The organism is Starkeya nomas (genome assembly GCF_902703545.1).
GTDB classification, from domain to species: Bacteria; Pseudomonadota; Alphaproteobacteria; order Rhizobiales; family Xanthobacteraceae; genus Ancylobacter; species Ancylobacter moscoviensis.
In genome coordinates, this window is the sequence record NZ_CACSAS010000001.1 from 808,380 (window position 1) to 833,712 (window position 25,333).

The 25,333-nt window shown below is 67.9% G+C and carries 29 protein-coding genes and 1 pseudogene; 22 read left to right on the forward strand and 8 right to left on the reverse strand.

Annotation, left to right across the window (positions count from 1 at the left end; translation table 11 throughout):
- Window positions 1-26: 26 nt before the first annotated feature.
- Genes STARVERO_RS03895 through STARVERO_RS03905 form a run of 3 tightly spaced genes read right to left on the reverse strand, consistent with a single transcriptional unit; the run spans window position 27 to window position 2,761 of the window.
- On the reverse strand, window positions 27-452 hold the full coding sequence (locus tag STARVERO_RS03895) for a cupredoxin domain-containing protein (RefSeq protein ID WP_144343024.1): 426 nt from the start codon (window positions 450-452) through the stop codon (window positions 27-29).
- Window positions 453-496: 44 nt separating this feature from the next.
- A complete protein-coding gene (locus tag STARVERO_RS03900; protein ID WP_144343023.1) occupies window positions 497-1,483 on the reverse strand; it encodes a PQQ-dependent catabolism-associated beta-propeller protein in 987 nt (328 codons plus the stop codon).
- Window positions 1,484-1,510: 27 nt separating this feature from the next.
- On the reverse strand, window positions 1,511-2,761 hold the full coding sequence (locus STARVERO_RS03905; protein WP_244616557.1) for an ABC transporter substrate-binding protein: 1,251 nt from the start codon (window positions 2,759-2,761) through the stop codon (window positions 1,511-1,513).
- A gap of 282 nt (window positions 2,762-3,043) precedes the next feature.
- Here STARVERO_RS03905 and STARVERO_RS03910 point away from each other — a divergent pair, with 282 nt between their 5' ends.
- Genes STARVERO_RS03910 through STARVERO_RS03925 form a run of 4 tightly spaced genes read left to right on the forward strand, consistent with a single transcriptional unit; the run spans window position 3,044 to window position 6,110 of the window.
- On the forward strand, window positions 3,044-3,577 hold the full coding sequence (locus tag STARVERO_RS03910; protein ID WP_159597980.1) for a DUF3280 domain-containing protein: 534 nt from the start codon (window positions 3,044-3,046) through the stop codon (window positions 3,575-3,577).
- Window positions 3,574-4,614: an ABC transporter substrate-binding protein gene (locus STARVERO_RS03915; protein WP_159597981.1), complete on the forward strand. Its 1,041-nt coding sequence runs from the start codon at window positions 3,574-3,576 to the stop codon at window positions 4,612-4,614. Before STARVERO_RS03910 ends, STARVERO_RS03915 begins: the two co-directional genes overlap by 4 nt.
- Before the next feature lie 12 nt (window positions 4,615-4,626).
- Entirely contained in the window at window positions 4,627-5,376 is a 750-nt protein-coding gene (locus STARVERO_RS03920; RefSeq protein ID WP_159597982.1) for an ABC transporter permease, read from the forward strand.
- Window positions 5,373-6,110, forward strand: a complete 738-nt coding sequence (locus STARVERO_RS03925) for an ABC transporter ATP-binding protein (RefSeq protein ID WP_244616558.1) — start codon at window positions 5,373-5,375, stop codon at window positions 6,108-6,110. Before STARVERO_RS03920 ends, STARVERO_RS03925 begins: the two co-directional genes overlap by 4 nt.
- A gap of 265 nt (window positions 6,111-6,375) precedes the next feature.
- On the opposite strand, the gene fae is transcribed toward STARVERO_RS03925, so the two are convergent.
- Window positions 6,376-6,882 carry a formaldehyde-activating enzyme gene (fae, locus tag STARVERO_RS03930; RefSeq protein WP_144343018.1) on the reverse strand — a complete coding sequence of 169 codons (507 nt, stop codon included), beginning with the start codon at window positions 6,880-6,882 and terminating at the stop codon, window positions 6,376-6,378.
- 513 nt (window positions 6,883-7,395) lie between these two features.
- Here fae and STARVERO_RS03935 point away from each other — a divergent pair.
- From STARVERO_RS03935 to STARVERO_RS03980, 9 genes and pseudogenes are all read left to right on the forward strand, one after another.
- The gene (locus STARVERO_RS03935; protein ID WP_144343017.1) at window positions 7,396-7,605 is read left to right on the forward strand and encodes a hypothetical protein; all 210 of its coding nucleotides are present in this window, start codon (window positions 7,396-7,398) and stop codon (window positions 7,603-7,605) included.
- Between the two features lie 144 nt (window positions 7,606-7,749).
- On the forward strand, window positions 7,750-9,372 hold the full coding sequence (locus STARVERO_RS03940) for a sensor histidine kinase (RefSeq protein ID WP_244616560.1): 1,623 nt from the start codon (window positions 7,750-7,752) through the stop codon (window positions 9,370-9,372).
- A complete protein-coding gene (locus STARVERO_RS03945) occupies window positions 9,369-10,058 on the forward strand; it encodes a response regulator transcription factor (protein WP_144343015.1) in 690 nt (229 codons plus the stop codon). The genes STARVERO_RS03940 and STARVERO_RS03945 overlap by 4 nt, the downstream gene beginning before the upstream one ends.
- Window positions 10,059-10,260: 202 nt before the next feature.
- A complete protein-coding gene (gene pqqA, locus STARVERO_RS03950; RefSeq protein WP_144343266.1) occupies window positions 10,261-10,338 on the forward strand; it encodes a pyrroloquinoline quinone precursor peptide PqqA in 78 nt (25 codons plus the stop codon).
- Window positions 10,339-10,375: 37 nt separating this feature from the next.
- The gene (pqqB, locus tag STARVERO_RS03955) at window positions 10,376-11,314 is read left to right on the forward strand and encodes a pyrroloquinoline quinone biosynthesis protein PqqB (RefSeq protein ID WP_159597985.1); all 939 of its coding nucleotides are present in this window, start codon (window positions 10,376-10,378) and stop codon (window positions 11,312-11,314) included.
- Window positions 11,275-12,356, forward strand: a pseudogene (gene pqqC, locus STARVERO_RS03960) (pyrroloquinoline-quinone synthase PqqC). Before pqqB ends, pqqC begins: the two are co-directional and overlap by 40 nt.
- Complete coding sequence (gene pqqE / locus STARVERO_RS03970; RefSeq protein ID WP_159597987.1) at window positions 12,353-13,498, forward strand: pyrroloquinoline quinone biosynthesis protein PqqE; 1,146 nt, start codon at window positions 12,353-12,355, stop codon at window positions 13,496-13,498. The pseudogene pqqC and the gene pqqE overlap by 4 nt, the downstream one beginning before the upstream one ends.
- Before the next feature lie 14 nt (window positions 13,499-13,512).
- On the forward strand, window positions 13,513-14,241 hold the full coding sequence (locus STARVERO_RS03975; RefSeq protein WP_159597988.1) for a hypothetical protein: 729 nt from the start codon (window positions 13,513-13,515) through the stop codon (window positions 14,239-14,241).
- A gap of 23 nt (window positions 14,242-14,264) precedes the next feature.
- Entirely contained in the window at window positions 14,265-14,720 is a 456-nt protein-coding gene (locus STARVERO_RS03980; RefSeq protein ID WP_186291925.1) for a hypothetical protein, read from the forward strand.
- Between the two features lie 18 nt (window positions 14,721-14,738).
- Here the strand turns inward: STARVERO_RS03980 and STARVERO_RS03985 are convergent, their stop codons facing one another.
- On the reverse strand, window positions 14,739-15,560 hold the full coding sequence (locus STARVERO_RS03985; protein WP_159597989.1) for a quinoprotein dehydrogenase-associated SoxYZ-like carrier: 822 nt from the start codon (window positions 15,558-15,560) through the stop codon (window positions 14,739-14,741).
- Window positions 15,561-15,758: 198 nt separating this feature from the next.
- Between STARVERO_RS03985 and STARVERO_RS03990 the strand changes: the two genes are divergently transcribed.
- The 4 genes from STARVERO_RS03990 (at window position 15,759) to STARVERO_RS04005 (ending at window position 18,585) form a co-directional block, all read left to right on the forward strand.
- The gene (locus STARVERO_RS03990) at window positions 15,759-16,085 is read left to right on the forward strand and encodes a twin-arginine translocation signal domain-containing protein (RefSeq protein WP_159597990.1); all 327 of its coding nucleotides are present in this window, start codon (window positions 15,759-15,761) and stop codon (window positions 16,083-16,085) included.
- A 105-nt stretch (window positions 16,086-16,190) separates the two neighbouring features.
- Entirely contained in the window at window positions 16,191-16,412 is a 222-nt protein-coding gene (locus tag STARVERO_RS03995; protein WP_144343008.1) for a YMGG-like glycine zipper-containing protein, read from the forward strand.
- 148 nt (window positions 16,413-16,560) lie between these two features.
- A complete protein-coding gene (locus tag STARVERO_RS04000) occupies window positions 16,561-16,908 on the forward strand; it encodes an ArsC family reductase (protein ID WP_200837657.1) in 348 nt (115 codons plus the stop codon).
- A gap of 69 nt (window positions 16,909-16,977) precedes the next feature.
- The gene (locus STARVERO_RS04005; protein ID WP_159597992.1) at window positions 16,978-18,585 is read left to right on the forward strand and encodes a peptide chain release factor 3; all 1,608 of its coding nucleotides are present in this window, start codon (window positions 16,978-16,980) and stop codon (window positions 18,583-18,585) included.
- Here STARVERO_RS04005 and STARVERO_RS04010 read toward each other — a convergent pair.
- Both STARVERO_RS04010 and STARVERO_RS04015 read right to left on the reverse strand, forming a co-directional pair.
- Window positions 18,551-19,729, reverse strand: a complete 1,179-nt coding sequence (locus STARVERO_RS04010) for a GGDEF domain-containing protein (RefSeq protein ID WP_159597993.1) — start codon at window positions 19,727-19,729, stop codon at window positions 18,551-18,553. The two genes, STARVERO_RS04005 and STARVERO_RS04010, sit on opposite strands and share 35 nt — an antisense overlap.
- A gap of 81 nt (window positions 19,730-19,810) precedes the next feature.
- The gene (locus STARVERO_RS04015) at window positions 19,811-20,236 is read right to left on the reverse strand and encodes a L,D-transpeptidase (protein ID WP_144343004.1); all 426 of its coding nucleotides are present in this window, start codon (window positions 20,234-20,236) and stop codon (window positions 19,811-19,813) included.
- Window positions 20,237-20,466: 230 nt separating this feature from the next.
- Between STARVERO_RS04015 and STARVERO_RS04020 the strand changes: the two genes are divergently transcribed.
- From STARVERO_RS04020 to der, 5 genes are all read left to right on the forward strand, one after another.
- Entirely contained in the window at window positions 20,467-21,036 is a 570-nt protein-coding gene (locus STARVERO_RS04020) for an NnrU family protein (RefSeq protein ID WP_144343003.1), read from the forward strand.
- 36 nt (window positions 21,037-21,072) lie between these two features.
- On the forward strand, window positions 21,073-21,894 hold the full coding sequence (panB, locus tag STARVERO_RS04025) for a 3-methyl-2-oxobutanoate hydroxymethyltransferase (protein ID WP_144343002.1): 822 nt from the start codon (window positions 21,073-21,075) through the stop codon (window positions 21,892-21,894).
- Between the two features lie 209 nt (window positions 21,895-22,103).
- Window positions 22,104-22,829 (forward strand): tetratricopeptide repeat protein, encoded by a 726-nt coding sequence (locus tag STARVERO_RS04030; protein ID WP_144343001.1) that lies wholly within the window; start codon window positions 22,104-22,106, stop codon window positions 22,827-22,829.
- Between the two features lie 11 nt (window positions 22,830-22,840).
- A complete protein-coding gene (locus STARVERO_RS04035; RefSeq protein WP_144343000.1) occupies window positions 22,841-23,122 on the forward strand; it encodes a hypothetical protein in 282 nt (93 codons plus the stop codon).
- Between the two features lie 24 nt (window positions 23,123-23,146).
- Window positions 23,147-24,487, forward strand: coding sequence for a ribosome biogenesis GTPase Der (gene der, locus STARVERO_RS04040; protein WP_159597994.1), 1,341 nt, complete (start codon window positions 23,147-23,149; stop codon window positions 24,485-24,487).
- 70 nt (window positions 24,488-24,557) lie between these two features.
- On the opposite strand, the gene STARVERO_RS04045 is transcribed toward der, so the two are convergent.
- On the reverse strand, window positions 24,558-25,328 hold the full coding sequence (locus tag STARVERO_RS04045) for an SDR family NAD(P)-dependent oxidoreductase (RefSeq protein ID WP_159597995.1): 771 nt from the start codon (window positions 25,326-25,328) through the stop codon (window positions 24,558-24,560).
- Between the last annotated feature and the right edge of the window lie 5 nt (window positions 25,329-25,333).

A 25,333-nucleotide genomic window follows, 5' to 3' on the forward strand; every position in this document is an offset into this window, starting at 1 on the left:
AGTGGAAAACCTGGCGGGCGCCGCCGTCACTTGACGATGAATTCGCCCTTCATGCCGCGCTCTTCCATGCCCTTGCAGTACCAGGCGTAGTTGCCGGGCTTGATGGGCACGAAGAACATCTCGGCCTCGCCCTCTTCCTCGAATTCGAGCTCGGTGAGGTGGACGGCCTTGATCTCCATGCCGCCGGCCTCGACCTTGCGCAGGAAGATGTTCTGGAACAGGCCCGGCGACTGCCAGGCGCATTCCTTCTTGCCGGTGGACTTGATGGTCAGGGTGTAGGACTTGCCGGTCTCCAGCTCGTATTTCTGCTGGGAGACGCCGAAGCCGGAATCGCCGAGCCCGACGGTGAGTTCCTCCAGCTCGGTCGGCTTCAGCGTGAGGTCACCCTTGGCATAGGCGAGACCCGAGAGGGCGAGCGTGGCCACCGCGGCGATGGCGAAATGCGTCTTCATGGCGAATCCTCCGAATGGTGCGTTTTGCTTGCTGTTGTCGCGGGTCACGGAACCACGACCACGCCCCAGGGCGCGCGGCCGACGGTGACGGATTTGGTGACCTTCTCCTCGGCGACATCGATGATGGAGATGTCGTTCGAGTTGCCGTTGGTGGTGACGAGGAACTTCTCGTCCGGCGTGAAGCCGAGCTGCCAGACGCGCTGGCCGACGAGCAGGTACTTCTCCACTTCCAGCGTCTTGGCGTCGATCACCGCCACCCGGTTGGCCGGGCCGAGCGCGACGAAGGCCTTGGAGCCGTCCTTGGTGATGCGCACGCCGACGGGCTGGATGGCATCGTCGGTCACGCCGGGGATCTTGAAGGAGATCTTCTTGATGATCTTCCAGGTCGCCGGGTCGACCACCGCCACCGTTCCGCCGACCTCGGCGGAGATCCAGAGCTGCTTGCCGTCCTTGGAGAATTCGGCGATGCGCGGGCGGGAGTCGACGAGGATGTTCTCGATGATCTCGTTCGTCGCCGTGTCGACCACATGGGCCATGTTGGTCGTCTCGGAGGTGTTCACCATGAACTTGCCGTCGGGGCTGATGCCCATGCCCTCCGGTTCCACGCCGACCGGGATCTCGACGATCAGGTCGTTGTTCTCGACATTCACCACCGTGACCATGTTGTCGTCTTCGTTGGCGATGTAGAGCGGGTTGCCGGACGGATGCAGCACGAACAGTTCGGGATCCGGCCCGGAGCGCAGCGTCTTCACCAGCTTGAGCGTGGCGGCGTCATACACCTCGACGCGGTTGTCGTCGGAAGCGCACAGATAGATCAGCTTGCCGTCCGGGCTGGCGATGATGCCGCGCGGGCGCCGGCCGGTCTTGATGGTCTCGATGACCTTGAGCGTGTCCATGTCCACGACGCTCATCGTGTGGTCGCGCTCGTTGGAGACGAAGGCGCGCGGGCCGGCCTCGGCGGGCAGGGCGTCGGCCAGCATGAGCCCGGCGAGGGTGGCCATGCCGACGGACAGCATGAACGGGCGTTTCATTCGGTTCCTCCTGGCAATCATTTGGTCTTATTGAAACGTGCAGGCCGATTCCGGTCGGTCGAAGCCGAGCGTGTCGAGCGGCGAGCTCTGGTGCAGGAAGCCGGCCTGCGGCGAGAGCGTCACCGTGTTGGTGGCATGGGTGAGCAGGATCGGCTGGCGCAGCTGGTGGTCCCAGTCGCGGAAGCTCGCGGCGACGCCCTTGAACACCGGCAGGTCGTAGTCGGGCGCCAGCATCTGCGCCTTCACCTTGGCCGGGTCGCTGCTGCGCGTCTTCAGGCTGGCCGATCCGATGGCGAACACGCCTTCCCACATCTGGAAGTCGAGCGGCTGCATCAGGCGCTTGGACTGCTTGAAGAAGCGGCTCTGAAGCTGCGAGGCGCCCCAGTTCTCCATGGTCGGGTGCCAGGAGAGCGGCATCAGGCCCTGCGTGCCGGCGATGGGGCGCGCGAGCCAGGTGTTGTAGGGCAGGATGTCGCCGAACTCGCCCAGCTCGTCGGCGACGATGAGGATGTCGTACTCGCCGACCTGCGTGCCGCGCGGCACTTCCGACTGGGCGGTGGCGCGGGCGTCCGGCCCGTAGTCCCATTCCTTCTCGGCGACGATCTTGCCGCCGAACTTCTTGGCCGAGCGGCGCACCGCCTCGGCGTAGAGCTTGTCGGCGTCGGTGCGCCCGACCATGAGGAACCAGTTGCGCCAGCGCTTGGTCACCAGGAACTGGGCGAGCGCGTCGGCCAGCATGGCGCGGCTCGGCGCGATGTGGAACACGTTGGCGCGGCAGTCCTTCTGGCGCAGGCGGTCGTCGGCGGCGCCGACATTGACGAAGATCACGCCGCTGTCCTTGAACGCGTCGGCGATCTTCACCAGCTGCTCGGCCGGCACGTCGAGCAGGATGAAATTGTTGCCGGCCTCGACCAGCTTCTGCACCGCCGGCAGCGGGTCGCCGTCGGTCGGCACGATCTCCGGGGTGAGCTTGTAGTCCAGCTTGAGGAAGCGCCCGCTGGTGAGGTTGTCGCGGATGCCGAGCTCGGCGCCGGCGATGCCGAGATCATCCGGCGGCATCTGCAGCGGCGCGATCCAGGGCGGGGGCACTGGCATCTGCCGCACCACGCCGATCTTGAAGGTCTGCTCCGGCGGAATCGGCGCGGCCGGCTTCGCCGCGAGCGGCGGGGAGGAGGGGGTAGCGGGTGCCGCGGGCGCCGCGGGCGCCGCGTCTTGCGCGCGCGCAAGGCTCGTTGCGCAGGCTGCCGCTATCAGCACCGCTCCCGCGGCGCTCGCCATCCATCTCATCGGCATTCCATCCCACGGCTGATGTCTTTGTCCGCGACAAGTGTCTTCGGAACTTTTCTCGGTTGCCGTGGGAAAACTCTACGCAATCGAAATCAAGCATTCAATAAAATAGCGCACATAAGAAACTAATAAGAAAATGTAACGCCGTCGTTATCCAAAGCATATCACATGTATTAAAATCGGGAACTTTTTCCCGGTGGCTTGCGGGAGCGTCTTCCGGCGATATGATTGCCACATGTCGGGAACAAAGCCGGCGCAGGGAGGCAAAATAGGATGAGTGCTTTCAGCCGCACCGGCAGGCTCGCCGCTCTCGTCCTCGGCCTGGGACTCGTCTTCGCCGCCGATGCCCGCGCGGCGACGCGCGTGGCGGTGTTCGACTTCGAGCTGTTCGACACCAGCGGCGAGGCCGGTTTCAACGGTCCCCGCCCGGCGGAAGCGAAGCGCCTCGCCCTCATCACCGGGGAGGTGCGCCGCCGCCTGAAGGACGCCGGCTATGAAGTGCTCGACCTCACGCCCGAGGCGGCCCGCATCGCCGAGGCGACGCCGTTCCGCAACTGCAACAGCTGCGAACTCCCCATCGCCCGCTCCCTCGGCGCGCAGATCGAGGTGATCGGGCTGGTGCAGAAGGTTTCCAACCTCATTCTCAACATCAATTTCCAGCTGCGCGACGTCGCCACCGGGCAGGTGCTCCGGGCCGGCAGCGCGGATATCCGCAACAACACGGACGAATCCTGGCTGCGCGGCGTCTCCTATCTCGTGCGCAACCGACTGCTCGATCCCCCGCTGACCGGGAAGGCCGCCCCATGACGATTCCGCATGTTTCCGCCGCGCTCTCGCGCCGCGCCTGGCTCGCCGGCGCCGCCGCGCTGGCGGGGCTGCCCCTGCTCGCGGCGCTGCCCGGGGCCGTCATGGCGCAGGGGAGCGGGGTGGCGGATCCCGCGCTGCGGCTGCGCATCGGCACGCTGAAATTCGGCACGCTCAACTGGCTGCTGGAGACCATCCGCGCCGAGGGGCTCGACCGTCGCGAGGGCCTCTCCGTCGAGAGCGTGGACCTTGCGAGCGGGCAGGCGACGACCGTCGCATTGCAGGCGGGCGACGTCGACCTCATCGTCAGCGACTGGCTCTGGGCCCTGCGCCGCACGCAGGATGGCGAGCGCATGCGCTTCGCCCCGTTCTCCAACGCGCTCGGCGCGGTGATGGTGGCGGCGGACGGTCCGGTGAAGGGCCTCGCCGATCTCAAGGGCCGCAAGATCGGCGTGGCCGGCGGCGCGCTGGACAAGAGCTGGCTGCTGCTGCGCGCCTATGCCAGGGCCGAGCTCGGCGTGGACCTCGCGACCGCCGCCGAGCCGGTCTTCGGCGCCGCGCCGCTGGTCAGCGAGCAGCTCGCGCTCGGCCGCGTCGACGCCGTGCTCACCTTCTGGCCCTATGCGGCGCGGCTCGATGCGCGCGGCTTCCGGCGGCTGCTGGACGTGAAGGACATCATCAAGGGCCTCGGCATCGATCCCGCCCCGCCGCTGGTCGGCTTCGTCTGGCGCAACGCCGTGATGGCGGAGAGGGGCGCGGCCATCGCCGGCTTCCTGCGCGCCGCGGCGGCGGCCAACCGCGTGCTGGCGACGAGCGATGCCGCGTGGGACCGGATCCGCCCGCTGATGCAGGCGGCGGACGACGCCGAGTTCGCGCGCCTGCGCGACTACTACCGCGCCGGCATTCCCGGCAGCTTCGGCGAGGCCGAGCGGGTCTCCTGCGCCCGGCTCTACCAGGTGCTCGCGCAGACCGGAGGGGAGGAACTGGTGGGGCCGAATCCCGGCTTCGACCGCGCGCTGTTCGGCCCCGTCGGCGAATAGGATAGGGAGAGCATGTCGGCCGCCGCCCGCCTGCTGCTGACCGCCGTCTCGCTGCTGGTGCTGGTCGCCGTCTGGCAGGTCGCCGCGCTCTGGGTGGCCTCGCCGCTGCTGCCCGGCCCGCCGGCCGTGCTTGCCGCCATGGTGCGCGCGACGGAGACCGGAGCGTTGCCGACCAACATCGCCATCACGCTCGGGCGTGTGGCCGCGAGCTTCTTCATCGCCATGGCGGTCGGCTCGGCCATCGGCATCGCCCTTGGCCGCTCGGTGGCTCTCAACGAACTCTTCGGACCGTGGGTCGTCGTGCTGCTCAACCTGCCGGCGCTGGTGGTGATCATCCTCTGCTATGTCTGGTTCGGCCTCACCGAGGCGGCGGCCATCACCGCGGTGGCGATCAACAAGATCCCCAACGTCGCCGTCACCATGCGCGAGGGCGCGGCCGCGCTGTCGCGCGATCTCGACGAGATGGCGAAGGTCTATCGCCTGCCATGGTCGCGGGCGCTGCGCCACGTCACCTTGCCCCAGCTCGTGCCCTTCTTCGCCGCGAGCGCCCGCTCCGGCCTCGCGCTGACATGGAAGATCGTGCTGGTGGTGGAACTGCTCGGCCGCTCCAACGGCGTCGGCTTCGAGTTGCAGACCGCGTTCCAGCTTTTCGACGTGGCGACCATCCTCGCCTATGCGCTGGCCTTCACGGCGGTGGTGCAGCTCATCGAGGTCGGGTTGCTCCAGCCCTGGGAGCGGCGGGCCAACAGGTGGCGGCGATGAGCGCGATCGCGATCGACATCGGCGAGAAGCGCTATCCCGCGCGGGCCGGCGCGCCGGCGCGGGATATCTTCCGCGCTTTCCGCCTCGACATCGCGTCGGGGGAGTTCCTGGTGCTGCTGGGCGCCTCCGGCCTCGGCAAGACGACGCTGCTCAACATCGTCGCCGGGCTCGATCGGGAGTATCGCGGCACGGTGCGCTTCGATGCGGGGGGCGGGGCAGGCGCGGTCGCGCCGCGCATCGCCTATGCCTTCCAGAATCCGCGCCTGCTGCCGTGGCGCACCGTGCTGGAGAATGTCGCGCTGCCCCTGCCGCCGGGCGAGGAGAGCCGCCGCCGGGCGCTGGCGATGCTGGAGGAGGTGGGGCTTGCCGAGCTGGCGCCCGCCTATCCCGAGCGCCTGTCGCTCGGCCAGCAGCGCCGCGTCGCGCTGGCCCGCGCCTTCGTCATCGAGCCCGAGGTGCTGCTGATGGACGAGCCCTTCGTCTCGCTGGACGAGGCGGGCGCGGCGCGGCTGCGCGATCTGCTGCGCCGCCTGCTGGCGGGCCGTCCGGCGACCGTGCTTTTCGTCACCCATGACAGCCGCGAGGCGGTGGAGCTGGCGAGCCGCATCGTCGTGCTGGAGGGAACGCCCGCGCGGATCGCCCACGATATCGGGCTTCACCTGTCGCGCGAGGAGCGCGCCGCGCCGGGCCGGCTGGAAGAGCTGCGCCGGGCGCTGGCCGGTGCTGCCGGCTGAGCCCTCCGCGGCCAATCCCCCATTCCGGCGACCGGCCGTCGGCGCGCAAAATGAAAAGGCCCGGAGCACGAGGCTCCGGGCCAGTCAGTCGGTAAGATGGGCAATCGATGGGCAGGAGAAGGCGGTTTCCCGCCGTCCCCGTGGCGCAAGTAACGACGGCGCGCCGTCGTCACTTGTTCAAAAAGATCGCCGCCAACCGCTGGAGCAGGCCCTTCGGATACTGGGCCGCGGGCGGTGGTGTTGTCTGCCCAGGGTTGCTTCCGATCTAGGCGGCGAAGGGGTGCTTGGCCGAAGCGGCCTGCGACAGGACGTCCTTGATCTTCGGCTCGCCGTCGACGGCGCGCTTCAGGGCTTCCTTGGTCGCCTGGTAGTTGAACTGCTGGATCTTGGCGTCATCCGCCGCTTCCCAGTGGATGAACACGCCGACCGAGATGAACAGGTCGTCGGCTTCTTCTTCCGGGATCACGCCTTCGGCGACGCTGTCGACGACAGCCTTCGCGACCGCGTACTGGGCCGGGCCGAACATCTGGACGGCCTGACGGGCGTCCTTGATCGTCACCTTGTTGAACAGGATGGTGTTCGGCTTGGCGAGCAGGTTCGGGGTCACGACGGCGAGCAGCGAGGTGAAGCCGTCCTTGTTGTTGGTCAGCGCGTTGACAAAGGCGCTTTCCGCAGCCGAGCCGCGCGGGCCGATGATGAGGTCGATGTGAGCGACCTCGTTGCCGTCACCCACCAGCGACTCGCCGATGAGCACCTTGTTGATCTTGGCCATCTAATCCTCCCAGAACGGGGTTGCATGATAAGGGACGGGAATTGCCCCTCTCGATGTCCCGGCTATCTTTGTTGCAGCGTTTGGGAACCAAACCGGTTGGCCCGATAGCGCGACCAGACACGTAACGAGCGAGAGACTGGCCCGCTTCGTCTTTATCCGCAAGGGATTCTTCATCCGTATGACGTCGCTGCGGTAGCTTGCCCCATGCTTTCTGCTGCCGTGCCGGAAGCCGCCCCGGCGGATGCGAATTATGGCGGCATGGTCAAAAGAGCGGCAGCTCTGTATCCCGCCGCGATCACGGACTATGCTGCGGCGTGAAGCTGATCGGTGGCGTCGGGACGCCCGGCCCCCCGAGAGGTAGCCGCGTAGCGTGTTTGCGATGTGGTCTGTTTTTTGCTGCAATGCAGCGAAATCGGCGCGACCCAACTGCCGCGGGCGGCGTATGGGTCGGGTTCAGTTCAGTGAAAGGGGGAGCGCTCGGGCGGCTTCGAACCCACGCCTCGAGGACGACTTATGGAGCTTATTCTTTCCATCTGCCTCATCGCGAATCCCGGCACCTGCCGCGAGGAGGCCGTTTCCGTCAGCGCGGAGCTTCGCCCCGCGCCGGTCCAGTGCATGATCGGCGCGCCGCCGGTCATCGCCGAGTGGAGCGAGACGCACCCGAAGTGGAAGGTCACGAAGTGGCGCTGCGCCCGTCCCGGCGCGGCCGGCCGCGACATCTGACCGGCGCCCGCGCGTTTCCCACGCCGCCGTTTTTCCCGCCGGTTCCTGCTGCATCGCAGCGTGCACCGTTCCCTGGTCCGTGGAATCATTGAAACGTCATTGATTTGCGATGGCGTTATCCAGTGAGGCGGCATGGGAAGGGGCGTGTTCGGGCGTGGCTTGTTCGCGTCGCTCAGGGCGCGCATGGCGCTGCTGCTGTCCGTCGCCGTGCTGGTGACGGCGGCCTCGACAGCGGCGCTCGTCCTCGCGCTCGGCGCGGCCAACACGCAGCTCGACCGGCTGGTGTCGGCCCAGCATCGGCTGGAGCTGCTGTCGGTCATCTCCGGCCGCATCGGCGACTACGCGCTGATGGCGCTGCAGACGGCGCAGCAGCCGAGCGCGCGCACCTATGAATCGCTCGTCGCCGCCCGTCAGGCCGCGCTGACCGCCTTCGAGCGCTTCGAGAACACGCTGTCGGACGATGTGCTGCGCTTCCAGGACGAGGAGCAGCGCACGCTGATGGCGGCGCGCAGCCGCACCGTCGCGCGCCTCAAGGCGCAGTTCGAGGTGCTCGACCGTCAGGTCGCCGGGGCGCTCGCCAATCCCGAGCCCGCGACGGGCGTGCGCGTCGTGCTCGACGTCTTCGCCGCCGGCTTCGGCGGTCCGCTGAGCCAGTCGATGGAGGAGGAGCGCACCGCCGCTCACAACGCCCAGGTCGAGGTGCGCCAGCTACGCGATCGCACCATACGCTGGGGATTGATCGGCGTGGCCTTGGCCTGCCTCGTCGCGGTGCTGCTCTATCACCGTCTCGGCCGCTCGCTGGTCAATCGCGTCGCCGATGTCGCCGCCGCCGCCGCCGCCATCGCGCGCGGGCGCTCCGACACCCGCATCGCCGTGACCGGCCATGACGAGCTCAGCCTCGCCATGGCGCGCTTCAATCGCATGGCGGCGCATCTGGCCCGCCGCGAGCAGCGGCTGGTGGCGGCGCAGAAGCACCTGCAGGAGACCGTCGACGCGCGCACCGCCGAGCTGCGCGCCGCCAATACGCGGCTGGAGAATGTCGACCTCGCCCGCCGGCGCTTCTTCACCGATGTGAGCCACGAGCTGCGCACGCCGCTCACCGTCATCCTCGGAGAGGTGGAGATCACGCTGCGCCCCGCGCAGCCGCGCGAGGAGGACCTCAAGGCCGCGCTGCTGGTCATCCAGTCCCGCGCGCGCCGCCTGCACCGCCGGGTGGAGGATCTCCTGCGCATCGCGCGGTCGGAGAGCGGGCAGATCGAGCTCGACCGCTCGCTGTTCCTCGTCGACGAGCTGCTGGTCGACGTGCGCGAGAGCATGCTGCCGGTGGCGCGCGCCGCCGGGCTCGCGCTGGAGATCGCCTGCCCATCCGAAAGCCTCGCCGTCGACGCTGATCGCGACTGGCTACGCCAGACGTTCGACGGGCTGGTCGCCAATGCCGTGCGCCATTCGCCGCCCGGCGAGACCGTTCATCTGGAAGCCGCGCGGGAGGGCGACGAGGTGGTCATCCGGGTGCGCGACCACGGCACCGGCATCCCCTCGGACGAACTGCCGCACGTGTTCGAGCGCTTCTGGCGCGGCGCCACCGGCACGCGCGAGGGCACCGGCTTCGGCATCGGCCTGGCACTGGCGAAATGGATCGTCGACCGCCATGGTGGGCGCATCGAAATAGAAAGCGGCGCCGGAGGAGGCGAGGGGAAGGGGGGCACCTGTGTCACCGTCCGCCTGCCCGTACCGGTGCCCGACATGACGTTGGAGGCGGCCCAATGAACATTCTCATCGTCGAGGACGATCCGGACATCGGCTCGCTGCTGCGGCGCGGCTTTTCTTCCGAGAGCTACGACGTCCAGCTCGTGGGAGATGGCGAGGAAGCGTTGCGCGCGGCCAATGGGCGGGCGTGGGAGGCGATCATCCTCGACGTCATGCTGCCCGGGCGTTCCGGCATCGAGGTGTGCAAGGCGCTGCGGGCCGGCGGGCAGACAGCGCCGATCATCATGCTCTCCGCCCGTTCCAGCGTGAACGAGCGCACCGAGGGGCTGATGGCGGGGGCGGACGACTACATCGTCAAGCCCTTCGCCTTCGAGGAGCTGCTGGCGCGGGTGAAGGTGCAGGCGCTCCGGCGCAGCAATGCCGACGGCGAGCCGCGCACGCTGGCGGTGGGCGCGCTCGCGCTCGATCTCGAAACCCGGCAGGCCCAGCTCGGCGGCACCCGCGTGCGCCTGACCGAGCGCGAGGTGGAACTGCTGGCGCTGCTCATGCGCCACCCCGGCGAGCCGCTCTCGCGCGCGGACATCTTTGCCGCGCTGTGGGCCGGCCATGGCGGGGCCTCGCTGAATGTGGTGGACGTCTATGTCGGCTATCTCCGCCACAAGCTGGCGGAAGCGCTGCCCGATGGCGGGCATCTCATCGTGACGGTGCGCGGGCGCGGCTTCATGCTCGACGCCGAGCCGGCGTGAGCCGCGAGAGGGCTTCCGGCGTATGTTCCGCCACCGTTCGCGCTGGTATAATGTACGCCTGAACGAAAGATGATCACGCCTTTCTTGACGAAGGCGAAAATGATCCTCACATTGCTAGGGCGGTGTAATAACCGCAAATCAACATGATCTCTTATGATCTTCTTATGAAGTAAAAAGAGATCAAAAATTCGAGGAGGAAGAAATGGCCTGGACCACTCCGCGCATTGTTGAAGTTTGCGTCGGCATGGAAGTCAACGCCTACTATCCGGCTGACTTCTGAGCCTTGAGGGGCGGGTTGGCGCGAAGTCGCTTTGCCGATGATAACGTCCCCGTCCCGCTTCAGGCTCGTCGTCCTCGGGTCGGCCGCGGGTGGCGGATTCCCGCAATGGAACTGCCGCTGCGCGGTCTGCTCGCTTGCCTGGGCCAATGACCCGCGCGTGCGGCGGCGGACTCAGGCATCGATTGCCGTGAGCGCCGATGGCGTCCATTGGGCGCTGGTCAATTGCGCGCCCGAAGTCCTGTCGCAGATCCAGTCCGTGCCGGCGCTGCACCCGCAGGCGGGTTTCCGGCATTCGCCGGTGGCTGCCGTGCTCCTGACCAACGCCGATATCGACCACGTCGCCGGGCTGCTCAGCCTGCGCGAGGCGCAGCCTTTCACGCTGCTGGCGACGCCCTCCGTGCAGGGGGTGCTGCGTTCCAGCAGCGCCTTCGACGTACTGGCGGAAGGCGTGGTCGCGCGCCGGGAGGTCGAGCTGGGCTCGTCCTTCGATCTGGTGGAGGGCGTCAGCGCTACCATCTTCCCGGTGCCCGGCAAGATCGCGCTTTATCTCGAAGCGCGTGAGACGGCCGAGAAGGGCGCGCTCGCCACCGATGTCGAGGGCGAGCAGACCATCGGCGTCGAGCTGCGGGCAGGGGGCCGCCGGGTGCTCTACATTCCCGGCTGCGCGGCGATGACCGACGCGCTGCGTGCCCGCCTCGACGGGGCCGATCTCGTGCTGTTCGACGGCACGCTGTGGCAGGACGACGAGATGGTCCGCGCCGGCGTCGGCACCAAGACCGGCGCGCGCATGGGGCACATGTCGATGTCGGGCGAGAATGGTTCGATCGAAGCTTTGCGCCAAGTCAATGTGGGCCGAAAAATCTATGTTCACATCAACAACACCAATCCGGTGCTTGTTGATGGCTCGAAAGAGCGGATCGCGGCAAATAAAGCCGGATGGGAGATCGCTCAAGATGGGATGGAGATCGCCCTATGACTACGCTTCTTTCGCCGACTGAACTTGAAGGGCGCCTGCGGGACGTGGGCAAGCGCCGCTATCACAGCCTGCATCCCTTTCATCGTCTGCTGCACGGCGGCAAGCTGAGCTTCGGGCAGATCCAAGCCTGGGCGCTCAACCGCTACTACTACCAGGCGATGATCCCGGTGAAGGATTCCTCCATCCTCGCCCGCATGGAGGAGGCGGAGCTGCGCCGCGTCTGGCGCCAGCGCATCATCGATCACGACGGCGACCATGAGGGTGAGGGCGGCATCGCCCGCTGGCTGGTGCTCACCGACAGCCTCGGGCTCGACCGGCACTACGTGACCTCGCTCTCCGGCCTGTTGCCCGCGACCCGCTTCGCGGTGGATGCCTATGTGCATTTCGTGCGCGAGAAGAGCCTTCTGGAGGCCATCGCCTCCTCGCTCACGGAGATGTTCTCGCCCGGCATCATCGGCGAGCGTGTGGCCGGCATGCTGAAGAACTATGATTTCGTCTCGAAGGAGACGCTGGCCTATTTCGACAAGCGTCTCACCCAGGCGCCGCGCGATGCGGATTTCGCGCTCGACTACGTGAAGCAGCACGCGCGCACGCCGGAACAGCAGGAAGCGGCCATCCGGGCGCTGGAGTTCAAGTGCGACGTGCTCTGGGTGCAGCTCGACGCGCTCTATTTCGCCTATGTCGAGCCGAAGATGGCCTATCCGGGGGCGTTCGTCCCGAAGGAGGCGTGATGACCGAGATTCTCGTCGCGACCGGCATTCCCAAGCTCGCGCGCGGTGTGCGCCTGCGCCACGACGAGGCGCGCGGGCAGTGGGTGCTGCTCGCGCCCGAACGTGTGCTCAACCCGGATCCGGTTGCGGTCGAGATTCTCAAGAAGGTCGACGGCACCCGCTCCATCGACGCCATCGTCGACGAGCTGGCGAGCGCCTTCACCGTCGACCGCGAGCGCGTGGCGACCGATGTCGATGCCTTCCTCGCCGGTCTGGTCGAGAAGGGAATGATCGAGATCGCCTCGCCGCTGATCGGAGACGCGGCATCATGAACGTCGTGGCGGACCCGCATACGCACCGCGAGGCGCCGGTCCGCCCGGCGCCTCCGGCGCCCTACGGCATGCTGGCGGAGCTGACCCACCGCTGCCCGCTGCAATGTCCCTATTGCTCGAACCCGGTCGAGCTCGACCGCCGCAATGTCGAACTCGACCTCGACACGTGGAAGCGGGTCTTCTCCGAGGCCGCTCGGCTCGGCGTGCTGCAGGTTCACCTGTCCGGCGGCGAGCCGACGGCGCGGCGCGATCTGGAGGACATGATCCGCCACTGCGTCGAGGTCGGCATCTACACCAACCTGATCACCGCCGGCGTCGGCGTGACGCCGGAGCGGCTGCAGGCGATCTCGGACGCCGGCATCGACCATGTGCAGCTCTCCTTCCAGGGAGCCACGGCGGAGATGACCGACAAGGTGTCGAATTTCCGCGGCGCCCATGAGCGCAAGCTCGCCGTGGCGCGCGAGGTGCGCCGGCTCGGACTGCCGCTGACCATCAACTCGGTCGTGCACCGGGCCAACATCCACCAGATCCCGGCCTTCATCGACCTCGCCCTGTCGCTCGACGCCAAGCGCATCGAGATCGCCCACTCGCAGTACTACGGCTGGGCGCTGCGCAATCGCGGCGCGCTCATGCCGACGCGCGAGCAGGTGTTCTGGGCGCTCGACGTGGTGGAGGAGGCGCGCGCCCGGCTCAAGGGCAAGCTGACCATCGACGCGGTGGTGCCGGATTATTATGCGAAGTACCCCAAGCCCTGCATGAATGGCTGGGGGCGCCAGTCGCTCAATGTCACGCCGTCGGGCAAGGTGCTGCCCTGCCACGCGGCGGAAACCATCCCCAGTCTCGATTTCTGGAACGTGCGCGAGCATTCGCTGAGCGAGATCTGGACGGACTCGCCCGCCTTCAACGCCTTTCGCGGTACGGACTGGATGCCGGAGCTGTGCAGGAGCTGCGAGCGCAAGGAGATCGACTGGGGCGGCTGCCGCTGCCAGGCGATGGCGATCGCGGGCGATGCCGCCGCGACCGATCCGGCCTGCCACAAATCCCCGCTTCACGCCCACATGCTCGCCCTCGCCGAGGCCGATGCGGAGGGATCCTCCGAATATGACTACCGGCGCTACCTGACGCCGGATCGCCCAAGCTGACCGGGAGCGCCCCCATGTTGCGTCTGGCGACCACCTTCGCCGCTGCTACCTCGACTGCTACTTCAATCGCTACTTCGATCGTTGCTGCTACCTCGATTGCTACGCTTTTTGCTACTGCCGCCCTGGCCGGTCCGACAGCTTCCGAGCTGTTCTTCGACACGCCCTATCTGTCGAAAATCGAGCCCGGCACGACGCTGAATTACGCCTACAAGCACGTGACGAGCGAGGCGAAGCTGGGCGACAGCTTCGACGAGACGCTGGAAATGAAGGTCTCGGCGCCCGCCGACGACGCTTCCAAGCGCATCGCCGATGTCGTCATCCATCGCGGTGACAAGGAAGGCGAGGCCGGCCCGTTCCCCACCATGAACGGCAATCCGATCTCGCTCATCCTGCTGGAGCGCGACGTCAAGGAGATGGCGCAGCTCAGCAAAGGCAGCCCCTTCTACCTCCGCAACCGGGTTCGCGAGCATCTCGGCACCGGAACGGTGGAGCCCGCGCGCTTCACCTTCAACGGCAAGGAGATGGAGGGCTGGAAGCTCACCATGCTCCCCTTCGCCACCGATCCCAACAAGGACAAGCTGCAGGAACTGGCCAGCCGCCGCTACGAGTTCCTGTTCTCGGACGCGGTTCCGGGCGGGCTGTATTCCATCGGTGTCGTCACGCCCAGGGCGGACGGGACCTCGAACATCATCGAGACCAGCCTGACGTTGACCGGCGCTTCCGCGACGCCGGCGGCGAAATAGGCGGCCGGCCGGGAGGAACTGCCATGACGAAAGCCACCGGGACCGCCTTGCGTGTCGTCGCCGGAACCTTGCTGGCGCTGACGTTCGGGGCCGGCGCGGTCGCGGCTCAGGAGGCCGCCCCGGGGCTTTCCCCCGGCCTCGCGCCGGGTGTCACGCCGGGCGTGACGCGGCCGGCTCCCTCGGCCCCGCAGGCCGGCCTGATCAACGATTATCCCACCGTCGCCCGCGCCGATTACGTGTTCGGCTGCATGGCCGCCAACGGCCAGACCCGGCAGGCGCTGGAGAAGTGCTCCTGCTCCATCGACACCATCGCCACCATCCTCCCCTACGAGCGCTACGTGGAGGCCGAGACCATCCTCAGCGTGGGGCAGGTCGCGGGGCAGCAATCGGAGCTGTTCCGCAACACCGGCATCTTCCGCGACATCGTGGCCGAGCTGCGCCGGGCGCAGGCCGAGGCCGAGGTGACCTGCTTCTATTGAGGGCGTGCCGGCGGCGCGTCAGCCCGCCGGCTTCAGCTCGCCGTTGAACCTGCTTCCGTCCGTATCGGCGGCATCGACGCGAATCTCCTGGCCGGTCGGCTGGTAGGTGAAGCGGATCGCCGGGTCCTCGCTCAGCGAGATGCCGCCCGTCATCGAGAAGATGAGCTCGTCGCCCTGCTTTACCTCGATGTCGTCGACGAACTTGGCGGGGATATAGGCGCGGGTGAGCGGATCCATCTGCAAGCCCGAATAGTTGGGATGCCGGATCATGAGCTGGAGCTGCGAGACGCGGCTCGCCTTGGTGGGGTCGCCCAGCTCGCCGGCATTCACTGATTTCAGCTTGAGCTGGCCGAGATTCTTCAGCGCGGCTTCCTCGTCCTTCATCGCCGGAGCGGAGCAGCCGCCGGAGGCCTTCACATAGCGCTCCGCCATGTGCAGCGTGCCGTCGCTGGTCTCGGCGATGGCGCGGACGAAGGAATAGGAGTTCACGCGCAGCCGCGTGCCGAGGGCCAGGTCGTGGCGCTCGCCGCCGAAAGTGAAGGTTGCCGCGACCGGCGCCGGGTTTTCGTCGACGATGAGCGTGAGCTTGCTGACGGTGCGCGGATCGCCCTCCGGCAGCATCACCTCGACCTCCACGGGCACCATGGCGGCATCCTCGGCGCGCTTGGGGGCAGCGAGGCGGATGAGCGGGCTCGATTCCTCGATGGCGCGCTCGCCGAACACGTCCGGCTTCAGCGCGTTCCATGTGGCGTCGGCGCCCGGCTCCTGCGCCGCCGCCGCGGTGACGGCCAGGGCGGAGAACAGGGCGACGGCAAGGACGAGGCGGATACGGCGATGCATGGAAACCTCCCGGGCCCGTCGGATCGTTGGCTGTCCGGCGGTTCGGGTCATCATACACTGAACTGGCGTAAATTGCAGGCACGAAGAGGCGAGCGGACGGCCCCATCATTTTGACGCAGCGATCGGCTTCCTCCCGCGGCCGGCCGATGCCATGTTCCCGCCGGACCGCCAACATTCGGCATCACAGGAAAGTCCGTCATGCTCTCGCGCCGTTCGCTCTTGAAGACCCTTGCCGCCACTCTCCTTGCCGCGCCGCTGGGCATAACGGCGCTTTCGCAGGCGCAAGCGCAGTCGGTGCCGACCAGCCGCCCGCCGGCCCCGCGCCGCGAGCCTCGCCCGGCGCCGCGCCGTGGCTACACCTGGGTTCCCGGGCACTGGGCGTGGCATCCGCGCCGGGGATGGGTCTGGACGTCGGGCCACTGGGAAGAGAACCGTCGCGGCTTCGAATATGTCGGTCCTCGCTGGGTGCTCCGTCGTGGTCAGTGGGTGTATGAACCTGGCCGCTGGGTCCGTAGCTGGCGATGAAGTTTTCTCGGTAAGAATTTCTTCGGTGATGCTTGGTGCCCTACGATTGTAGGGCGCATCGGCCGGCGATATTCTCTCCTCGACTCAAACTGGGGGAATGCCCGAATGTCCAAGTCTGTTGCCGTCAAGCTTACCGTCGTCGCCGTCGTCGCTCTGATCGCGGCGGGCTGCTCCAACACCCAGCGCCGCGCCGGCACGGGTGCCCTGATCGGTGCCGGCACCGGCGCGGTGATCGGCGGCATCGCCGGCGGCGGCACGGGTGCGGCGTGGGGCGCGGGTATCGGCGCGGCGGCTGGCGCGGGCATCGGCGCCGCTACGGCGAACTGAACCGTTCCAGAGAAGGGGCCGGGGCCTTATGGGTTCCGACAGCCGCTTTTTCGATGAGGCGGCCGCGTTTCCGAGCCGGGGCGCGGCCGTTTTCATGAGGCGTTTCGATTTTCATGAGGCGTTTCGATTGCCCGGAACGGAGACGAGCGTGACGGTCACGATCTACGGCATCAAGAACTGCGACACGATGAAGAAGGCGCGCGCTTGGCTCGACACGCACGGCGTCGCCTATGACTTTCACGATTACAAGACGTCCGGCATCGACGCCGCGCATCTGAAGGAATGGGCCGGCAAGGTCGGCTGGGAGCCGTTGCTCAACCGCGCCGGCACCACCTTCCGCAATCTCACCGACGCCGAGAAGGCGGATATCGACGAGGCCAAGGCATTCCGCCTGATGCAGGCCCAGCCTTCGCTCATCAAGCGGCCGGTGCTGGATGCCGGCGGCAAGGTGATCGTCGGCTTCAAGCCGGAGATCTACGAAAAGCAGTTCGGCTGACGGTCCGGCGGGACGGAAGCGCTCCCCCGCCTCTTGATCCGACGCGGCTTCCCTGCCACATCCGCGCGCATGAACGCTCTCTCCAATTCCGCCGCCTCGCCCATCGCGCTCGAAGTCGCGCGCCGGCGCACCTTCGCGATCATCTCGCACCCGGACGCGGGCAAGACCACGCTGACCGAGAAGCTGCTGCTGTTCGGCGGCGCGATCCAGCTCGCCGGACAGGTGCGCGCCAAGAAGGACCGCCGTTCGACCCGCTCGGACTGGATGGCGATCGAGCGCGAGCGCGGTATCTCGGTCGCCACCTCGGTGATGACCTTCGAGTTCGGCGGCCACGTGTTCAACCTGCTCGACACGCCGGGCCACGAGGACTTTTCGGAGGATACCTATCGCACGCTGACCGCCGTCGACGCGGCGGTGATGGTGATCGACGCGGCCAAGGGCATCGAGGCGCGCACGCGCAAGCTGCTGGAGGTCTGCCGCCTGCGCGACATTCCGATCATCACCTTCATCAACAAGATGGACCGCGAGAGCCGCGACCCGTTCGAACTGCTGGACGAGATTGAGAAGACGCTGGCGCTCGACACTTCCCCGATGACGTGGCCGGTTGGGCGCGGACGCGATTTCGTCGGCACGATGGACATCGCCACCGGCGGCATGCGCCTGCTCGACGGCGACGAAGGCAAGACCGGTCCGCTCAGGCAGATGAGCATGGCGGAGATCGCCGCGCTCAACGTGACGCTGGATGAGGCCGCGCTGGAGGAAGAGCTGACCCTCGTGCGCGAGGGCTGCAATCCGTTTGAACTCGGCGCCTTCCTTGAAGGCCATCTGACGCCGGTGTTCTTCGGCTCGGCGCTGCGCAATTTCGGCGTCGGCGACCTGCTGGAAGGTTTGGGGCGCTACGCTCCGCCGCCCCGCGCACAGCAGGCCGACGCGCGCAGGGTGGAGGCCGAGGAGCCGCGCATGACGGCCTTCGTCTTCAAGATCCAGGCGAACATGGATCCGAACCACCGCGACCGCATCGCCTTTGCGCGCCTGTGCTCGGGCAAGCTCCAGCGCGGCATGAAGGCCAAGCTCGTGCGCACCGGCAAGCCGATGAGCCTCGCCACGCCGCAATTCTTCTTTGCGCAGGACCGCCAGCTCGCCGAGGAGGCCTATGCCGGCGACGTGGTTGGCATTCCCAACCACGGCAATCTGCGTATCGGTGACACGTTGACCGAAGGCGAGGAAATCAACTTCGTCGGCGTGCCGAGCTTCGCGCCGGAAATCCTGCGCCGGGTGAAGCTGCCCGACGCGATGAAGGCCAAGAAGCTCAAGCAGGCGCTGCAGGAGATGGCGGAGGAGGGCGTGGTTCAGGTGTTCCGCCCGACCGACGGCTCGCCGGCGCTTGTCGGCGTGGTCGGCCCGTTGCAGCTCGACGTGCTGAAGAACCGGCTGGAGGCCGAATATGGCCTCGAGGTCGGCTTCGACATGTCGGAGTTTCAGCTCGCCCGCTGGGTGTCGTCGGAAGACCCGAAGAAGCTGGACGAGTTCGCCGCCGGCAACCGCCTCTCTACCGCCGAGGATCTAGATGGCGATCTCGTCTTCCTCAGTCCCTCGGCCTTCATGATCGGCTATACCGGCGACCGCTGGCCCGGCATCGTCTTCACCGACGTGAAGGACGTGAAGAAGGCAGCGTGATCACGCCGGATCCGGCGCCGAGGGCGGCGACCACTGTGCGGTCGCGCCCTTCGCGCTTGGCGCGATAGAGCGCGGTGTCGGCCTGGCTGAATGCCTGGTCGAACAGCATTCCCCGCGTGCCGATTCCAATGCCGGCGCTGGTGGTGGAGGTGAAGCCTTCCTGGTAGAGCACCTGCGCGGCGAAGCGCAGCCGCACCTGCTCCGTCTGCAGCAGGGCGAGGTCGAGCGTCCGGTGCGGACGGACCAGCACGAACTCCTCTCCGCCGATCCGTGCCGCCTGCTGGCCTTCCGACAGGCTCTCGCGAAGCACCTGAGCGAACAGGGCGATGACGCGATCGCCGGTCGCGTGGCCGTGCGTGTCGTTGATCGACTTGAAGTGGTCGATATCGAACAGCACCACCGTGATGTCGTCGGCCAGCGGCTCGGTGCCGATCATGTCGAACAGGGCACGGCGGTTGAGCAGTCCGCTGAGCGAATCCGTCATCGCCTCGCGCTTGTGGGCGCGGGCGAGCCGGGTCTGGTTGAGCGCCAGCGTCATCGCGCCGATGCCCGGCACGCCGGCTATGACCGACAGCACGTTGAAGTCCTCCGCCCAGTTGGCGGGCGGGCCATCGAGAACGAGCCTGCCGTCGAAGGCCAGCACCAGTGCGCAGGCCGCAAAGGACGTGCCGACGAAAAGATAGAGGCCGCACATGCCGGCGATGGCACCGGGCGCCTCGGCCCGGGTCTGCCAATACTCGAACGCCGTGAGTGCCAGCAGCGCCGCAGCCGAGAGGTTCACCAGCATGAAGCCGGCGCCGTCATAGCCCATCGCGAGTGGCGTGAGGGCGATGGGCAGGCTCGCCATACCGATGAGAATGCGCCCGCGCGGCGAGCCTCCGAGGCGAAAATAGAAGGCCGCGCCGTACAAAATTGAGAGGCCGGTGAGGAGGTGGGCGAATGCGATGGTAGCAAGCGAGTAGTGCGGATTGGAGAGATAGAGGCTGTAGAGGAACACGTCGCAGACGATGAAGCCGGCGGCGATGGAGCAGATCAGCAGGTATTTGTCCGCGCGCGCGGTGGACCAGGTGCCCAGCAGGATGATCGACAGGCAGATCGCCGAGAAGCCGATGGCGATGAGCAGCGACGTGTAGTCCAGCAGCATGAAGGCCCACCTGCGCAAATGGCCTTCAGCCGGGCCGTCGGTAGCTCCGGCATGTGCCTACCGACGCTAGCAATGCCCCGATCAACGGGTAATGACAATGCGCGTATTGGCGCGCCCGTAATCATTCACAAGCGCGAACAGCGTCGCGGCGTTGCCCGGATGCAACCGGACGCAGCCATGCGAGGCCGGACGCCCGAGCCGGTTCAGATCGTTCGTCCCGTGAATGGCATAGCCGCCGTGGAAGAAGATCGAGTAGGGCATGGGCGAGTTGTAGTACTTGCGCGAGAAGTAGCGCCGATGCAGCCGTTGCGGCCGGTAGCTGCCGACCGGCGTGCGGTAGCCCTTGCGGGCGGTGGAGACCGGCCAGACGTAGCGCGGCACCCCGTCCACCGAGACCTTCATCACCTGACGCGACAGATCGATGTGGGCCGTCACGCTCTGCGCACCGGCCGGCGCGGCGAGAAAGAGGAGCATGCCCCCAACGAGGGCGGCAAGAAGATGTCTCATCCCGGCATCCCCGACATTGTGGCGGTATTCTGGCACGATACCGGCGACGGCGGGAGCCTCGAAACGTCTTATGGTTTACACATCCGGCTGATCGGCCGGCATCGGATCGCGCCACAGGCACGCGGACCGACGCGCGAGGGGACGGGCAAACGGACGCGGCCAACCCGGATGGCGCTCCGATTGGAAACGATCTAGCGTCGCGCCGGAATCCAATCCGGGAGCGCATTTCCATGATCCTGATGCTGGCGGGCCTCGTCCTGTTCGTTGCCATCCATATCCTCACCGCGCGCCGCAAGATCGGCGCGGCGGCGTCCGCCCAGCTCGGCACGACGACCTACCGCGTCATTCACGGTGTCGTCGCCCTCGCCGGCGTGCTGCTGATCGCCTATGGCTACGGCCAGTGGCGGGCTGAAGGGCCGGCGCAGCTCTACGATCCGCCGGTCGGACTGCGTCATCTGGCGCTGCTGCTGATGCTGATCGCGTCCATCGCCACCGTGGCCGCATTGGTGCCGAGCCACCTCAAGGCATGGCTGAAGTTTCCCTTCCTGGTGGCGATCAAGACCTGGGCGCTGGCGCATCTGCTCGCCAATGGCGACGCCGCCACGGTGACGCTCGCGGTGGTCATCCTCGCCTGGGCGGTGGTGATGCGCATCATGGCCAAGCGCCGCGGCGCGCCGCTGCCGGTGGCTCCGGCCGGCTGGGGCGGCGACATCATTGCGATCGTCGGCGGTGTCGTGCTTTATGCGGCCCTTGCCTTCTGGTTCCACCCCTACATCGTCGGGGTGCCGGTGATGGGCTGACCAAGCCCTTACAAGAACACGAGGAAACCGCCTGAAATGTCCGTCCAGTCCGCCGCGCGCCGTCTGACCGCACCGGATATCCGTGCGAAGAAGGGCGGCGATCCGATCGTCTCGCTGACCGCCTATCACGCGCATACCGCCCGTCTCATCGACCCGCATGTCGACTTCATGCTGGTGGGCGACTCGCTGGGCATGGTGATGCACGGCATGGAGACCACCGTGCCGGTGACGGTCGACATGATGATCCTTCAGGGACAGGCGGTGATGCGCGGCTCCGCGCGGGCGCTCGTCGTGGTGGACCTGCCCTTCGGCTCCTATGAGGGCTCGCCCCAGCAGGCCTTCGCCACCGCCTCCCGCGTGCTCAAGGAGACCGGCGCCGGCGCCGTGAAGCTGGAAGGCGGGCGCCGCATGGCCGAAACGGTGCGCTTCCTCGCCGATCGCGGCGTGCCGGTGATGGGCCATGTCGGACTGACCCCGCAGGCGATCAACACGCTCGGCTCCTTCAAGGCGCTCGGGCGCGACGAGGCGAGCGCGGCGCTGATCCTCGACGACGCCCGCTCCATCGCCGATGCCGGCGCCTTCGCCATGGTGCTGGAGGCGATCTCGGAGCCGCTGGCCCGGCAGATCACCGAGGAGGTCGCTCCGCCGACCATCGGCATCGGCGGGTCGGTGGCCTGCGACGGGCAGATCCTGGTGCTGGAGGACATGCTCGGCCTGTCCGACCGCGTGCCACGCTTCGTCAAGAAGTTCGCCGAGATCGGCCCGGCCATCGGCGCGGCCGTGGAGGCTTATGCCAGCGAGGTGCGGGGCCGCAGCTTCCCCGGGCCGGAGCATGTCTACGCGCCGAAGAAGGGGTGAGGCGCCGGCGGGGCGGCGGCCTTCGGACCGTCATCTCCGGGCCCCCGGCCGTGACGAGCCAACTGGCGCCCGGCGGCAAATTACGATGGGCAGTGGAGAGGCGGCGCGCCGATTTGCCTTGTTGAAGCCGCATCGCTAGTTTACCCGGCCTTTCAGATACCGCCCGGCGCCTGTGTGCCGGCGCCTTGCGACGAGTTCCACGGACCGACATGGCTGACATCTTCCACGAGATCGACGAGGATCTGCGTCGCGAGCGTTTCAACCGTCTCTGGACGCGTTACGGCGCCTATGTCGTCGGTCTCGCGGTGCTGATCGTCGTCGCTGTCGCCGGATGGCGCGGCTATGAATGGTGGCGCCTGCAGCAGGATCAGGCGGCCGGCGCGCAGTTTGAGGCCGCGCTGCAACTCGCGGCGGATGGCAAGGCCGCCGAGGCGGATGCCGCGTTCCAGCAGATCGAGAAGGACGGCACCCCGGGCTATCGCGTTCTCGCGCGCTTCCGCGCGGCGGCCGAGCTGGCCAAGACCGACCGGGCCGCTGCTGTCGCCGATTACGATGCGCTCGCCAAGGATCCGTCGATCAGCCGGCTGATGCAGAATGTGGCGCAGATCCGCGCCGCGCTGCTGCTGGTCGATACCGCGCCGTTCGCGGATATCGAGGGCCGGGTGAAGCCGCTCGACACGCCGGAAGGCGCCTTCCGCTATTCCGCGCGCGAGATCATCGGTCTCGCCCAGTACAAGGCCGGCGACTACAAGGCGGCGACCGATACCTTCACCGCGCTGCTGAACGATGGCCAGATCCCTCCCGGCCTGCGCCGTCGCGCCGAGCTGATGCGCACGCTGGCGGCCGCTTCCATGCCGCTTCCGGCGCCGGCCGCGGCCCCGACCTCCGCTCCGGCTCCGGCAGATGCGCCGGCCGCCGCTCCTGCCGTGCAGTGAGGAGAAGCTCCATGCACCATGCCAAGCTCCGGTTGCGCCGCGCGCTGCTGCTGGTCCCCGTGCTCGGGCTGACCCTCGCATCCGCCGGCTGCGAGACCCTCGAATCGCTGAACCCCTTCAACGAGCGCGAGAAGCCCCTGCCGGGCGCGCGCCAGCCGGTGTTCCCCGAGGGCGTGCCGGGCATCGACTACAACCAGGCTCCGCCGCAGCCGGCCAACTCGGCCTATGGCCTGTCGACCGAGCCTTCGGCCGCTCCCGCCGCGCCCGCCTCGGGCACCACTCCGGCCCGCTGACCGGCGCGGAGGCGCCCCCATTCCATGACGATGACCGTCGCCATTGTCGGCCGGCCCAATGTCGGCAAGTCGACGCTGTTCAATCGCCTCGTCGGCAAGCGCCTCGCGCTGGTCGACGACCGCCCCGGCGTGACCCGTGACCGGCGCGAGGGCGATGCCCGGCTCGGCCATCTCTCCTTCCGCGTGATCGACACGGCGGGGCTGGAGGAGGCCAAGGCCGAATCGCTCGAAGGCCGCATGCGGGCGCAGACCGAGGCGGCCATCGACGACGCCGACGTGCTGCTGTTCCTCATCGACGCCAAGGCCGGCGTCACGCCGAGCGACCGTGCCTTCGCCGAACTCGCCCGCCGTTCCGGCAAGCACACCATCCTGGTGGCCAACAAGGCCGAGGCGCGGGGCTCGGAGGGCGGCACGCTCGATTCCTATGCGCTGGGCCTCGGCGAGCCGGTGGAGCTTTCCGCCGAGCACGGCGACGGCATGGCGGACCTCGTGCGCGCGCTGGCGCAATGCCTGCCGGACGACGAGGACGAGGAGGAGGGCGGCGAGGGCGGCCGGCGCATCCGCGTCGCGGTGCTCGGGCGGCCCAATGCCGGCAAGTCCACGCTGATCAACGCGCTGCTGGGCGAGGACCGGCTGCTGACCGGCCCGGAGGCCGGCATCACCCGCGATTCCATCGCCGTGGATGTGGAGCGCCACGGCGTGGCGCTGCGCGTCTTCGACACCGCCGGCATGCGCAAGCGCGCCCGCATCGACGACAAGCTGGAGAAGCTCTCCGTCGCCGATGGCCTGCGCGCGGCGCGCTTCGCCGAGGTGGTGATCGTGCTGATGGACGCCACCCATCCCTTCGAGGAGCAGGACCTGCGCATCGCCGACCTCGCCGAGCGCGAGGGGCGGGCGGTGGTGCTGGCGCTGTCGAAGTCCGATCTCGTCAAGGACCAGCCGGGCTTCGTCACCCGCATGCGCGGGGAGGCCGACCATTGGCTCCCGCAGCTGCGGGGCGCGCCGGTGGTGCTGGTCTCCGGCCTCACCGGCGAGGGGCTCGATCGTCTCGTGCGCGCGGTCGGCCAGGCGCATGAAGTGTGGAACCGCCGCGTCGCGACCAACCCGCTCAACCGCTGGCTGGGCGAGGTGACCAGCGAACATCCGCCACCGGCCGTCTCCGGCCGTCGCATCAAGCTGCGCTACATCACCCAGCCGAAGGCGCGCCCGCCGAGCTTCGTGCTGTTCTGCTCGCGCGCCGACGCGCTGCCGGAGAGCTATGTCCGCTATCTCGTGAACAATCTGCGCCAGAGCTTCGATCTGCCGGGCGTGCCGATCCGGCTCACGCTGCGCGAGAAGGACAATCCCTACGCCGAGAAGGACTGAGCGGGATCGGTCGACGGAATGCAAAAGGGACGGCTCGCGCCGTCCCTTTTTTCGTCTCGTGCGGGGGCGTTCACACCGGAACCGGGAACGCCTTGAGGCTGCGGGTGGGGAAGTCGTAGAGGCGGCCGGTTTCCTCGAAGCCCGGCAGGCAGAGGGCGAGGATGGCGGCGGCGACCTCTTCCGGGGCCGGGAGGGTGTTCGGGTCCTCGCTCGGGAAGGCCTTGGCGCGCATGCGGGTGCGGATCGGCCCGGGGTTGATGAGGTTCACCTTGAGGTTCGAGATGTTCATCACCTCCGCCGCCCAGGTGCGGGCCAGCACTTCCACCGCAGCCTTGGTGATGGAATAGGGCCCCCAATAGGCCCGCGCCTTGTGCGCGGCGCCGGAGGAGACCAGCACGGCGCGGCCGGCGGTCGACAGGCGCAGCAGCGGATCGAGCGAGCGCACGAGGCGCCAGTTGGCGGTCAGGTTCACGGCCAGCGTGTCGTCCCACTCCTTGGGATCGATCTGCGCCAGCGGCGTCATCGGGCCGAGCACGCCGGCATTGCCGACGAAGATGTCGAGCTTGCCGAAGCGCTCGTAGAGAGCGCCGCCGAGCCGGTCGATGCCCTCGCCGTCCTTCATGTCGAGTGGCACCAGCGTCGCGGTGGAGCCGGCCGTGACGATGGCGTCGTCGAGCTCCTCCAGCGCGCCGGTCGTGCGGCCGATGGCGACGATGTGCGCGCCGGCCTCGGCGAGGGCGAGGGCGGTCGCCTGGCCGATGCCGCGGGTGGCGCCGGTGACGAGGGCGATGCGCCCGGCGAGCGGGCGCGCGGACGTGTCCGCCACAGGGATATCCGGCATGGGGT

Coding starts and splice junctions, on each gene's coding strand:
- pqqB (WP_159597985.1), top strand. CDS start 10,376: ATGATAACGTCCCCGTCCCGCTTCAGGCTCGTCGTCCTCGGGTCGGCC.
- panB (WP_144343002.1), top strand. CDS start 21,073: ATGTCCGTCCAGTCCGCCGCGCGCCGTCTGACCGCACCGGATATCCGT.
- STARVERO_RS03945 (WP_144343015.1), top strand. CDS start 9,369: ATGAACATTCTCATCGTCGAGGACGATCCGGACATCGGCTCGCTGCTG.
- STARVERO_RS03975 (WP_159597988.1), top strand. CDS start 13,513: ATGTTGCGTCTGGCGACCACCTTCGCCGCTGCTACCTCGACTGCTACT.
- STARVERO_RS03980 (WP_186291925.1), top strand. CDS start 14,265: ATGACGAAAGCCACCGGGACCGCCTTGCGTGTCGTCGCCGGAACCTTG.
- STARVERO_RS03925 (WP_244616558.1), top strand. CDS start 5,373: ATGAGCGCGATCGCGATCGACATCGGCGAGAAGCGCTATCCCGCGCGG.
- STARVERO_RS03985 (WP_159597989.1), bottom strand. CDS start 15,560: ATGCATCGCCGTATCCGCCTCGTCCTTGCCGTCGCCCTGTTCTCCGCC.
- STARVERO_RS03995 (WP_144343008.1), top strand. CDS start 16,191: ATGTCCAAGTCTGTTGCCGTCAAGCTTACCGTCGTCGCCGTCGTCGCT.
- STARVERO_RS04010 (WP_159597993.1), bottom strand. CDS start 19,729: ATGCTGCTGGACTACACGTCGCTGCTCATCGCCATCGGCTTCTCGGCG.
- STARVERO_RS03895 (WP_144343024.1), bottom strand. CDS start 452: ATGAAGACGCATTTCGCCATCGCCGCGGTGGCCACGCTCGCCCTCTCG.
- STARVERO_RS03935 (WP_144343017.1), top strand. CDS start 7,396: ATGGAGCTTATTCTTTCCATCTGCCTCATCGCGAATCCCGGCACCTGC.
- STARVERO_RS04005 (WP_159597992.1), top strand. CDS start 16,978: ATGAACGCTCTCTCCAATTCCGCCGCCTCGCCCATCGCGCTCGAAGTC.
- pqqE (WP_159597987.1), top strand. CDS start 12,353: ATGAACGTCGTGGCGGACCCGCATACGCACCGCGAGGCGCCGGTCCGC.
- STARVERO_RS03915 (WP_159597981.1), top strand. CDS start 3,574: ATGACGATTCCGCATGTTTCCGCCGCGCTCTCGCGCCGCGCCTGGCTC.
- STARVERO_RS03905 (WP_244616557.1), bottom strand. CDS start 2,761: ATGGCGAGCGCCGCGGGAGCGGTGCTGATAGCGGCAGCCTGCGCAACG.
- der (WP_159597994.1), top strand. CDS start 23,147: ATGACGATGACCGTCGCCATTGTCGGCCGGCCCAATGTCGGCAAGTCG.
- STARVERO_RS03990 (WP_159597990.1), top strand. CDS start 15,759: ATGCTCTCGCGCCGTTCGCTCTTGAAGACCCTTGCCGCCACTCTCCTT.
- fae (WP_144343018.1), bottom strand. CDS start 6,882: ATGGCCAAGATCAACAAGGTGCTCATCGGCGAGTCGCTGGTGGGTGAC.
- STARVERO_RS03900 (WP_144343023.1), bottom strand. CDS start 1,483: ATGAAACGCCCGTTCATGCTGTCCGTCGGCATGGCCACCCTCGCCGGG.
- STARVERO_RS03910 (WP_159597980.1), top strand. CDS start 3,044: ATGAGTGCTTTCAGCCGCACCGGCAGGCTCGCCGCTCTCGTCCTCGGC.
- STARVERO_RS04020 (WP_144343003.1), top strand. CDS start 20,467: ATGATCCTGATGCTGGCGGGCCTCGTCCTGTTCGTTGCCATCCATATC.
- STARVERO_RS03920 (WP_159597982.1), top strand. CDS start 4,627: ATGTCGGCCGCCGCCCGCCTGCTGCTGACCGCCGTCTCGCTGCTGGTG.
- STARVERO_RS04015 (WP_144343004.1), bottom strand. CDS start 20,236: ATGAGACATCTTCTTGCCGCCCTCGTTGGGGGCATGCTCCTCTTTCTC.
- STARVERO_RS04035 (WP_144343000.1), top strand. CDS start 22,841: ATGCACCATGCCAAGCTCCGGTTGCGCCGCGCGCTGCTGCTGGTCCCC.
- STARVERO_RS04030 (WP_144343001.1), top strand. CDS start 22,104: ATGGCTGACATCTTCCACGAGATCGACGAGGATCTGCGTCGCGAGCGT.
- pqqA (WP_144343266.1), top strand. CDS start 10,261: ATGGCCTGGACCACTCCGCGCATTGTTGAAGTTTGCGTCGGCATGGAA.
- STARVERO_RS04045 (WP_159597995.1), bottom strand. CDS start 25,328: ATGCCGGATATCCCTGTGGCGGACACGTCCGCGCGCCCGCTCGCCGGG.